The sequence below is a fragment of the Sphingomonas flavescens genome (assembly GCF_030866745.1).
In the GTDB taxonomy this organism is placed as follows: domain Bacteria; phylum Pseudomonadota; class Alphaproteobacteria; order Sphingomonadales; family Sphingomonadaceae; genus Sphingomicrobium; species Sphingomicrobium flavescens.
The window spans coordinates 705,091-715,612 of record NZ_CP133016.1 but is presented as its reverse complement, the minus strand read 5'-3'; the positions used below and the strand labels follow the sequence as shown (position 1 = coordinate 715,612).

8 protein-coding genes and 1 tRNA gene are annotated in these 10,522 nt (G+C 64.2%); all 9 read right to left on the bottom strand.

What is annotated here, in order from left to right; genetic code table 11:
• Positions 1-2: 2 nt before the first annotated feature.
• Complete coding sequence (locus QU596_RS03680; protein WP_420030939.1) at positions 3-1,211, bottom strand: efflux RND transporter periplasmic adaptor subunit; 1,209 nt, start codon at positions 1,209-1,211, stop codon at positions 3-5.
• Between the two features lie 116 nt (positions 1,212-1,327).
• Entirely contained in the window at positions 1,328-3,328 is a 2,001-nt protein-coding gene (locus QU596_RS03675; RefSeq protein ID WP_308517242.1) for a TonB-dependent receptor, read from the bottom strand.
• Positions 3,329-3,535: 207 nt separating this feature from the next.
• Positions 3,536-4,738: a 3-oxoadipyl-CoA thiolase gene (pcaF, locus tag QU596_RS03670; protein ID WP_308517240.1), complete on the bottom strand. Its 1,203-nt coding sequence runs from the start codon at positions 4,736-4,738 to the stop codon at positions 3,536-3,538.
• Between the two features lie 22 nt (positions 4,739-4,760).
• Positions 4,761-4,836: transfer RNA gene (locus QU596_RS03665), tRNA-Lys, on the bottom strand.
• Between the two features lie 98 nt (positions 4,837-4,934).
• Positions 4,935-6,047, bottom strand: a complete 1,113-nt coding sequence (gene rodA / locus QU596_RS03660; protein ID WP_308517237.1) for a rod shape-determining protein RodA — start codon at positions 6,045-6,047, stop codon at positions 4,935-4,937.
• Complete coding sequence (gene mrdA / locus QU596_RS03655) at positions 6,044-7,936, bottom strand: penicillin-binding protein 2 (protein ID WP_308517235.1); 1,893 nt, start codon at positions 7,934-7,936, stop codon at positions 6,044-6,046. Before mrdA ends, rodA begins: the two co-directional genes overlap by 4 nt.
• Positions 7,933-8,457: a rod shape-determining protein MreD gene (gene mreD, locus QU596_RS03650; RefSeq protein ID WP_308517234.1), complete on the bottom strand. Its 525-nt coding sequence runs from the start codon at positions 8,455-8,457 to the stop codon at positions 7,933-7,935. The genes mrdA and mreD overlap by 4 nt, the downstream gene beginning before the upstream one ends.
• Complete coding sequence (mreC, locus tag QU596_RS03645) at positions 8,457-9,335, bottom strand: rod shape-determining protein MreC (protein WP_308517233.1); 879 nt, start codon at positions 9,333-9,335, stop codon at positions 8,457-8,459. The genes mreD and mreC overlap by 1 nt, the downstream gene beginning before the upstream one ends.
• Positions 9,336-9,349: 14 nt before the next feature.
• A complete protein-coding gene (locus QU596_RS03640) occupies positions 9,350-10,393 on the bottom strand; it encodes a rod shape-determining protein (protein ID WP_308517232.1) in 1,044 nt (347 codons plus the stop codon).
• Positions 10,394-10,522 lie beyond the last annotated feature (129 nt).

Sequence of the window (10,522 nt, the reverse complement as noted above, 5' to 3'; positions counted from 1 at the left end):
GGCTAGCGGCTCGGTCCCGCGCCGTTCCTTGCGCCCTGAGGCCGCGCCGCGACCCGCTGAGGAGCGGTCGCCGGTACGGGCTTGATCTGTGCGCCGTCCTTCAGGGTACCCGTGCCTTGCGTGATCACCTTTTCGCCCGGCGCCAGGCCGCCGGTCACGATCCAGTTGGGCCCAGATGTCCTGCTCGTCTGCACGGTGCGTTGAACAGCCTTGTTGCCTGGTCCGACGACGAACAGTGTCGCGTTGCCCTGCGGATCGCGTTTGATCGCAGTCTGCGGGACCAGGATCGCATCCGTCTGTACGGCCTGTGCGAATTGGGCGGTCACGTACATTCCGGGCAGCAGGACGCCTTGGCCGTTCGGAAAGCGCGCACGGATCGTGACGGTGCCCGTCGGCTCATCGACGATCACCTCACTAAATTCGACCGTGCCGGTGTAGCCGTAATCGGAACCGTCCGGCAGCTTCAGCCGCACCTGCGCCGACGCAGGCACCGCTCCGCCTTGGGCCAACGCCTGCCGCAGCTTGAGAAGCTCGGCAGCCGATTGCTTGATGTCTACATAGATGGGATCGAGCCGGGTGATGGTCGCCAGCGCATCGGCCTGGTTGGCAGTGACCAGCGCACCCTCGGTGAAGTTGGACAATCCGATCCGCCCCGTGATCGGGGCGGGAACGCGGGTAAAGCGCATATTGACCTGGGCGACCCGCAAGGTCGCGTTGTTCTGCGCGACCGCGGCATCGGCCTGGCGCGCCTGCGCCAAAGCGTCGGTGTAATCCTGCTTGGAAATCGCCTCCATCTCGGCGAGCGGCTTGTAGCGTGAGGCGCGGGTGCGCGCGGCCACTGCGCTGGCGCGGGCGGATTGAAGGTTGGCGGACGCCTGCGCGGCCTGCGCCGAATAGATGCTGGGATCGATTTGATAGAGGGTCTGGCCCTGGCGAACGATCGACCCCTCGCGAAAATAGCGCTTCTGGATCACGCCCGTTACCTGCGGACGAACCTCTGAAACCTGGAAGGCCGCGACCCGGCCGGGCAACGATTCCTGCAGCGGGACGCTGCTTTGCTGAACAACGACGAACCCGACCTGCGCAGGACCGCGCTGGCCGCCGCGGCCACCGCGTTCCTGGCCCTCGGTGGTCTTGCCGCAGGCGCCAAGCAAAAAAAGCGCCGCCAAAGCGGCGCCAAGGCGGGCGCTATTGAAAGTCGTTGATGTCACGAAGCCGGCATTTTCGATAGTTAAGGGGGAATGCAACCCCTCCTAAAGCCCGATTGTGAACGTGCCCGGAAGCAACCTTAACTTTCGATAGGCGGGCGGTGCGCTTCGACGAAAGACTATTTGAGGCGCAGACCTAACCAGAAGGTCCGCGGCGAAGCACGCTCCACCGAGCCGTCTGAACCAAGCGCAGTCTGCACGAGCGAGTTCGTTATGTTCTCTCCGCGAACCTCTACCGCGAGCCTCTTGGTAACGGGCAGCGACCCAAACGCATCGAACGTCACCACACCTTTGAGCCGGCGTTGGTTGAGATCGTCATCGAATTGGCCGGAAAGCGCTCGCGCGGTCATGGACAGCAAGTGTCCCGTTTTCGAATTCCAGGCGAGGGTTGCTGAAACCTGGTGCCGGGGCGTTTGGGCAGGGCGCTTGCCCTGAAGGGCGAACGCCGCGCCGCTGGCATGAACGCGGGCGTCGACGAACGAGTAGGAGAAGTTGAGGTCGAATGGGCCGGCGCGGCCGGCCACGTCCGCTTCGACCCCGGAGGAGCGGATTTGATCGATATTCTGGCGCTGACGGTACGATCCGCCAGCAGCGACGAAACCCACGATCGGGAAGGCGCCCGGGCCCGACCCGAGCGTGACATTGGCGATGGCATCGTGAAGCCGCGCGGTGAAAGCCGTTAGTGACCCGGTCCATGACTTCGCCAAGCTCACGTCGATCCCGGCCTCCGCGCCCGTCATCGTTTCCGGCCTCAGGGCTGCGTTCGGTCCCGTGGCATCGGGCCCTGCACGAAACGGTCGATAAAGCTCGTTCAGCGTCGGCAAGCGCCAGCCGCGATAGGCGGCCGCCCGCAACTTGGTGCGCCGCGTCATCTGATATTCTGCCGCGAGGCGACCGCTTGTCTGCCAGCCGCGGCGATCCTTGAAATGAACATCATCGAGGATGCTGCCAGCGAGCGTCCGTTGGAGAAGATGACCCTCGCTAATAGACCACCGGTCTTCACGAACGCTGCCCGTAAGCCGCGTCGGGCCGAGGTTGAGCGTGGTCACCGCGAACGCGCCGACCGTTGCGGAGCTTCCGCCCGCTTGCCGCAACCGCGTCGGCGACCCGGCAACGAACTGATAGCGTTCGTTCGTCTGGCCGCGGACAAAGCGCCCATCGATTCCCACTCGCACGTCGAACCGGCCGGTGATCGGGGCCGCTTCGGCCCGGAAACCATAGCCACGCGACGGCACGCTATATTGGTCGAGCGTTTCAGTGCTCGCGGTCCGGCCGGCGTTCACGCTGCTGAACTGTGATGCGAAGCTGCGGTTCTGCGCGTAGCCGAGCAATGACCAGCGCTTGCCAACCAGGCGCAGCGAAGTGTCCACGCCCCGACCGCGGTTGGTCGTGAAGGCGACGCCTCGATCCCGACGGTCAAAGAAAGCGCTGACGTTTGCCTGCAACTCCGTTGGGCCAAGCGTCTGAACGAAGCGGGCAGTGGCGGAAACTTGCCGATAGGGTGCAGCGCGATCGGCGGGCCCGCGGGTCGCGCTGGTGATCGGGACGAACCCGTCGCCGCGGGCGTACGCACCCGAAATGGTCCAGAAGCGAGAGTCTGACGCCGCGCCGACACTCGCCCGTAAGTCGACGCTGTCTCGGCTTCCATACGCAACGCCGCCTAGGGTGGAGAGCCCTTCGGTTGGGACCGCGCTCTCGATCTCGACCGTCCCCGCAAGCGCGCCCGGGCCATAATAGCCGCTACCGCCACCACGCGTCACGCGGATCAGGCCGATGCGGTCTGTCGAATAGGCCGGGAAAGATATCCACCCACCGAACGGATCGGCCTGAGGCACCCCGTCGACCAGCAGGAGCGCGCGGGACGAGGCATTTCCCCCAAGCCCCCGAAGCGTGATCGACTGGTTTGTCGCATGGCTCGACCGCGAGTCCGAGCGGCGGAAACTCTGCAATCCCGCGACGTCGCGCAGAACGTCCTCGAGCCGGCCGCTTGCCGACTGCGCGATGCGATCCTTGTCAATGGTGACGATCGACGCACCATTGGTCTCGCCCGGACGAAGGCCCTGCCCGGTGATGACGATGGGCGCGCTTTCAGTGGCGATAAGAACGACTGGGGCAAACATCCGAATTCCGTAGCGCTGAAGATCGTGAGCGGGGAGCCCCATAGACCCGGGCAGCACAAGCCGCTCCCTAATGCAGGTTATCCCATCTGGAGTTGGCGAAGATTCACCGGCAGCGCCGCGACCACCTAATGGCTGAGTGTCGCCCAAGCCTACGCGCGCAGCCATCCGCGATCTTTCGTACCGACAAAGAGGGCTGACGAAGGTTCGTCAGACACGCTCGATGGCCAGCGCGATGCCCTGGCCCACACCGATACACATCGTTGCCAATGCGCGCTTAGCGCCGGTCCGTTGCAATTCTTCCGTCGCCGTGAGCGCCAAGCGCGCGCCCGACATTCCGAGAGGGTGACCGAGCGCGATCGCGCCCCCGTTCGGGTTCACGCGGGCATCGTCATCGGCGACGCCAAGCTGGCGTAGGACTGCCAGCCCCTGCGCCGCGAAAGCTTCATTCAGTTCGATCACGTCGAAGTCCGCAATGCCGAGGCCTAGCCGCTTCATCAGCTTCTCGCTCGCCGGGGCTGGACCGATCCCCATGATCCGCGGTGGCACGCCAGCGACGGCCGCGCCGAGAATACGGGCACGCGGCGTCAAACCATGACGCCTTGCGCCTTCCTCCGAGGCGATGATCAACGCGGCGGCGCCATCATTGACACCGGACGCATTGCCTGCGGTCACGGTGCCGTCGGACCGAACTATGGGCTTCAACTTGGCTAGCGCTTCCAGCGAAGTAGCGCGTGGATGTTCATCCGTGTCCACAATGATCGCATCGCCCTTGCGCTGGGGGATGGCGACGGGAACGATTTCCGCGGCAAGTCTTCCGTTCGCCTGCGCCCGCGAGGCTTTCTCCTGGCTGCGCAGCGCGAACGCGTCCTGATCCTCGCGGCTGATCCCGAATTCTTGCGCGACGTTCTCGCCCGTGCTCGGCATCGTATCGTCGCCATAAGCGGACTTCATCTTCGGATTGACGAAGCGCCAGCCAATGGTCGTGTCGTACATCTCTGCATTGCGGTCGAAGGCGCTGGTCGCCTTGGCCATGACGAAGGGGGCCCGGCTCATGCTTTCGCTGCCGCCCGCGATCAGCAGATTGGATTCCCCCCCGCGAACGACCCGGGCAGCCATGGCTACCGCGTCCAGCCCCGACCCACACAGGCGGTTCAGCGTGACGCCGCCCGAACTGTCCGGCAATCCCGCGAGCAGCCCCGCCATTCGTGCCAGGTTGCGATTGTCCTCACCGGCCTGGTTGGCGCAGCCAAGGATGACGTCGTCCAGATCTTCCCAGTCGACATTCGGATTGCGCTCGATCAGCGCTCGAATTGGAACGGCGGCAAGGTCGTCTGCGCGAACGCTGCTCAGCGCCCCCGCGTAACGTCCGATTGGGGTCCGCACGGCGTCGCAAATATAAGCTTCGGTCATGCGCCGCCGAATATGGGGAAAATGGTGGACGCACTAGGGCTCGAACCTAGGACCCGCTGATTAAGAGTCAGCTGCTCTACCAACTGAGCTATGCGTCCACTGCCGATACGGCGGATGCTCCGACGCGGTTGCGCTTCAGGAGCGGCGCGCCGGTAGCATGGGGGCATGTAGGGCGCAACCGCCCGCGTGAAACCTTTTATGCGAGGCGGGAGACCGTGCGCTGCTGACGTTCCAACGCCATCAGCAGGCCGAGGCATAGCATCACCGTCATCACGGCCGATCCCCCGAAGCTGACCAGGGGCAGGGGAACGCCGACGACCGGTGCAAGTCCCATGACCATCATCAGGTTGATCGAGACGTAGAAGAAGATTGTTGCCGAGAGGCCGGCGGCGGCAAGCTGGGCGAAGCGGGTGCGGGCATTTTGGCTGACTCGCATTCCCCAGCGAATCACCGCGCCAAACGCGCAGATGAGGATGATACCGCCGACCAGACCCCATTCCTCCGCCATGGTCGCGAAGACGAAGTCGGTGTGGCCTTCCGGGAGATAGTCGAGGTGGCTCTGGCTGCCCTGCAGGAAGCCCTTGCCCCAGATACCGCCCGAGCCGATCGCGATCTTCGATTGCGCGATATGGTAACCGGCCCCAAGCGGGTCGCTTTCGGGATCGAGAAACACGTCGATCCGCTTACGCTGATAGCCGTGCATCATGCCGTAAGCGATCGGCGCCGCGACGGCGATCGTCGCCACCGGCGCTGCGAACAGCCACCATGGCAAGCCTGCGAGAAACATCACCGTGACGCCGCACAGCACGACCATGATGCATGTACCGAGGTCCGGTTGCACCAGAATCAGCAGGGCTGGCACGCCGAGCAGTGCGGCGGCAGGCCATATTGCGCGCCATTTACGGATTTCGCCCGCGGGCACGAGCTCGTAGAAACGGGCCAAGACTAGCACAATTGCCGGCTTCATGAACTCGGAAGGCTGCAGGCGGATCGGGCCAATATCCAGCCAGCGCTGCGCGCCCTTGCCAACGAAGCCCATGGCCTCGACCCCGATCAGCATGATCAGCGTCGCTCCGTAAACCGGGAAGGTCAGGGCCTTGATTGTCGACTCCTTCATCCACGACATGGCGACCGCGATGCCGAGGAAGCCTGAAAAGACGATGGCCTGCTTGAGGGCCCAGGGGCGCAAGGACCCGCCCGCCGCCGAATAGAGCACGATGAGGCCGAAGGTCGCGATGCCGGCGACCAGCACGATCAATCGCCAGGGCAAACGCGCCAGCGGCTTTGGAATGATCGCAGAGGTGATCATGCGGGCTTTGCGGCTTGCGAGACCGCCTTGAACGCCGCGAGCTGCCGCGCATTTCGCTCGGCCAGCGTACCGCCCCACTGCTTTTCCAGCGGCTCGAGCGCTGCCCAGGCTTTCTGCTGGTCGAAGAGGTAGGTCATCGTGTCGCGCACGATCGGGGCCGCCGCCGACGCCCCGAAGCCGCCGTGCTCGATGATGCAGCCGATGGCGTAGCGCGGCTTGTCGGCGGGCGCGAAGGCAATGAACAACGCATGGTCGCGCAGCGCCCAGGCACCCTGATGCCCGCGCTCGCCAAGGCGGAACACCTGGGCCGTTCCGGTCTTGCCGGCCATCAACACCCCGTCGAGAGGGAGCTTTGAAGCCACCGCCGTACCGCTGCCATTGACCACGGCGGCCATGGCGCTGCGAATGATTTCCAGATGCTTCGGATCGGCGTTGATGTCCGGCGCCGGGTTCGTTTTCTGCCCCATCAGAAGACGCGGCTGCAGCAGCTTCCCGGCAGCCAGGCGCGCCGGCATTACGGCAAGTTGCAGCGGATTGATCAGGACGTATCCCTGGCCAATCGACGTATTGGCCGAGTCATAACCCTGCCACTTGCGGTGATATTTCTTCTCCAGCCACTTCGGGCTGGGCATGGTGCCAAACCGCTGGCTAGGAAGCGGGAGGTCAAATTGCTGCCCATAGCCCAGCGTATTGACCATCTCGGTGGTCTTTTCCGGATCCGTGATCAGGCCGGTGGCCCAGAAATAGGTGTTGCAGCTTCGCTCGATCGCCGAATGCATGTCCATTGATCCGTGGACCGCGTCGCAGCGGAAGTAGCGGTTCCCGATCTGATAGCCGCCTGGGCAAACAACCCGGCGTTTCGGATCGATCCCTTGCTGCAGAAACGCGAGCGCCATCGCCGGCTTGATCGTGGATCCGGACGGGTAAAGGCCCTGCGAGACCTTGTTCAGCAAGGGGATGTGGTCGTTGGCCGAGAGCATCTTCCACTCGGTTTGCCCAATGCCTTCGCTGAAACTGTTCGGATCGAACGCCGGCATGGAGACGAAGGCCAGCATGTCGCCGCTGGCAACGTCCATGGCCACCAAAGCGCCCGACTGATCGCCCATGCGGCGTGCGGCATATTGCTGGAGCCCCTGGTCGATGGTCAGCTGAACTGTCTGACCGCTCCGATCAGGCTTGGGATCAAGTTCCTTGACGAGCTTTCCCCGCGCCGTGACCTCGACGCGCTGCCCGCCTGGCGTCCCGCGGAGGTAGGGCTCCAGAACTTTTTCCAGGCCTTGCTTGCCGATCTTGAAGCCCGGGATGATGAGTAGTGGGTTCTTGTCCTCAGCTTCATATTCCTTGGCATTTGCCGTTCCGACATAGCCCAGCAGGTGCGCCACGGCGGGCCCGTCGGGATAGTAACGTGAATAGCCACGCGTCGCCTGCACTCCCGGCAGATCGGGCAGGCGAACAGTCACCGCCGCATATTTCTCATAAGAGATGTTGTCAGCGACGGACACGGGCCGGAAGCCGCGCGATTCCTCAAGCTCACGGCGGATGCGCCCGACGTCATCCTCGGTTAGCGAGATGAGTTTCGCGAGTTCCCCCACGACATCCCGGTCTTTTTCGAGTTGCTGCGGGATGATGTCCACACGGAAGCTTGAGCGGTTGATGGCGATCGGCTTGCCGTTGCGGTCGATGATCCAGCCACGCCGCGGCGGGACCGGGATCAGCTGGACGCGATTGCTCTCGCTGAGCAACTGGTACTTTTCGTTCTGGGCGACGGCGAGCCACCCCATGCGGCCGATCAGCATTCCGCCGACAGCCACTTGCGCTCCGCCCAGCAACATCATTCGCCTGGAGAAGGTGATCGACTGATGCGCGTTGGTGAACCGCACGTGCTTCACCGGCCCAGCCTCCAACGGTCCGCTCGGGCGACCAGCCATGCGACTGCGGGAAAAATGCAGATGGAGATGATAAGGGGCGGGACCATCTGGATGAAATCCGGCTCACCGCCGACGATCTTGGCGACGCGCCACTGCAGCCATTGGTCAATTGCGATCAGCACCGCTGCCAGCACCCATTCGATCCAATAGTCACGCCACATCGTGCGGCGGTCGATCAAGTCGAGCGCCAGCATCGTCGCGCTCCACAATGCCACCGACAATCCTATCGGATTTCCGGTGAACAGGTCGTTGACGAAGCCGAGCGGCGCCGCCCACCAGGGCGGCCAGGGGTCGGCGCGTAGCAGGCGCCAGCTGATAAAGAGGAGGTAGCCGAAATCCGGATACCATCCATTAGTGGAGACGATTGGCAGGGCCGCTAGCAGCGATGCGGCGACGACGGTGACTGCAGGCAGGTAGGCAGCAAACGGCGATGGCTGCCGGCCAAGCTTACCCGGTGCAGGTCCGAGGGCGGAGCGAACCATCAAGGCGCCTCCGGCTCGGCGCCCGCGCTTTCAGCGGCGACCGCTTCGGGTTCGAAGGGCGGCTCAACGATCGCGAAGCTCGTCGTCGATGGATCCGCAAGTGGCAGCGCGATTGCGCCATCGTCATCGAGCTTCACCACGCGCGCAATTGGAACCAGCGGGGGGTACAGTCCGCCGGTGCCGGAGGTGATGATGATGTCACCGCGCTTGAAGGGGTTGCGGCCAACCTCGAGCGGGCGAACGCTGATTGTCCCGTCGCCGCGACCCTGCGCGATGACGGGTATGCCGCCGCGGAGCATCCTTGCCGGGATGATGTTCGACCGATCCGAAATAAGCAGTACGCGCGAGGCGAGGGTGCCGGCATCAATGATCCGCCCGACCAGCCCGCTCGGCGATCGAACCGGCATGCCGATCCGGACCCCGTCGCTGGTTCCTGCCGACAGGATCGCGAAACGGCGCGGACTGTTGAACGACGAGCCAACGATGCGTCCGGTCGCGAGGGTCGTCCGCTCCCGCTCCCGCAGTTGCAGCGTCGCCTTGAGCTGCTGGTTCTCCTGGAAGATCGCCTTGGCTTCGACCATTCGCTGAAGCATGGCCGTGCGCTCGCGCTTCAGTTTCGCGTTCTGGCTCGCGGCGTCCCAGTAATTTCCAGCGCCCGTGAAGATTCCTCCCGCCGTGGCGGTGACCTCATGCAAGGCGCCGGAGATCGGCCCGGTCACATCCAGGGCGACGCCTCGCACGCGGTCGAATTGCTGGGGTGCAACGAGCGACAGGACGAGCAGAATCAAGCCGACGATGATGCCGGCCATCACCGCGAGAAAGCTGATGAACAGCCCGTATTGGGCGCGACGCGACCAGCCGGGACGCGCGGTCGCCACCGCCTAGACTTTCGTCAGGCGGTCTGGAGGACGCCGCGGAACTGCTCTTCCTCCAACGCGCGGCCGGTGCCGAGCGCGACGCAGGTGAGCGGATCGTCGGCGACGGTGACGGGGAGGCCGGTCTCGTCGCGCAGCACCTCGTCGAGGCCCTGCAGCAGCGCGCCGCCACCGGTCAGGACGATGCCCTGATCGCAGATGTCGGCGGCGAGTTCCGGCGCGGTGTTCTCCAGCGCGATGCGGACGCCTTCGACGATCGTGCCGACCGGTTCCGACAGCGCTTCGGCAATCTGGCCCTGGTTGATCGAAATTTCCTTGGGCACACCGTTGACCAGGTCGCGGCCCTTGATGTGGACCGTCGTGCCGATCCCGTCGACCGGCGGCTTGGCGATGCCGACTTCCTTCTTGATCCGCTCTGCCGTGGCTTCGCCGATCAGGAGGTTGTGGTTGCGTCGGACGTAGGACGAGATCGCTTCGTCCATCTTGTCGCCGCCAACGCGGACCGACGTGGTGTAGGCAAGGCCGCGGAGCGAGAGCACCGCGACTTCGGTCGTGCCGCCGCCGATGTCGACGACCATCGATCCGATCGGTTGCGTCACCGGCATGTCGGCGCCGATCGCGGCCGCCATCGGCTCTTCGATCAAGTAGACGGCGCTGGCGCCGGCGTTCGAGGCGGCGTCGCGGATCGCGCGGCGCTCGACGGATGTCGAACCCGAAGGCACGCAAATCACGATTTCCGGGAAGCGCCAGGCGCGCATCTTGCCGCCGTGCACCTTGTGAATGAAGTGCTTGATCATCTGCTCGGCAACATCGATGTCGGCGATGACGCCGTCACGTAAGGGGCGGATGGCTTCGATCTGGTCGGGCGTCTTGCCCATCATCAGCTTGGCGTCGTCGCCGACAGCCTTGACCTTCTTGACGCCGTTGATGGTCTCGATGGCCACAACCGACGGTTCATTTAAGACGATGCCGCGGCCGCGAACGTAGACAAGGGTGTTGGCGGTTCCCAGGTCGATCGCCATGTCGTGCGACATCCATTTGAACCAACGATTCCAGAACATTAAAACCCCGCCTCTCGCTGTCGCCCGTTCGCGGCGCGATCTTCGTCGCGCCACTTAAGTTATGATTCACCCCAACCCGTTGAATGCGCCCTGAATTTCCGCGAAAAATCAGGACTTCGCCGGCGCGTT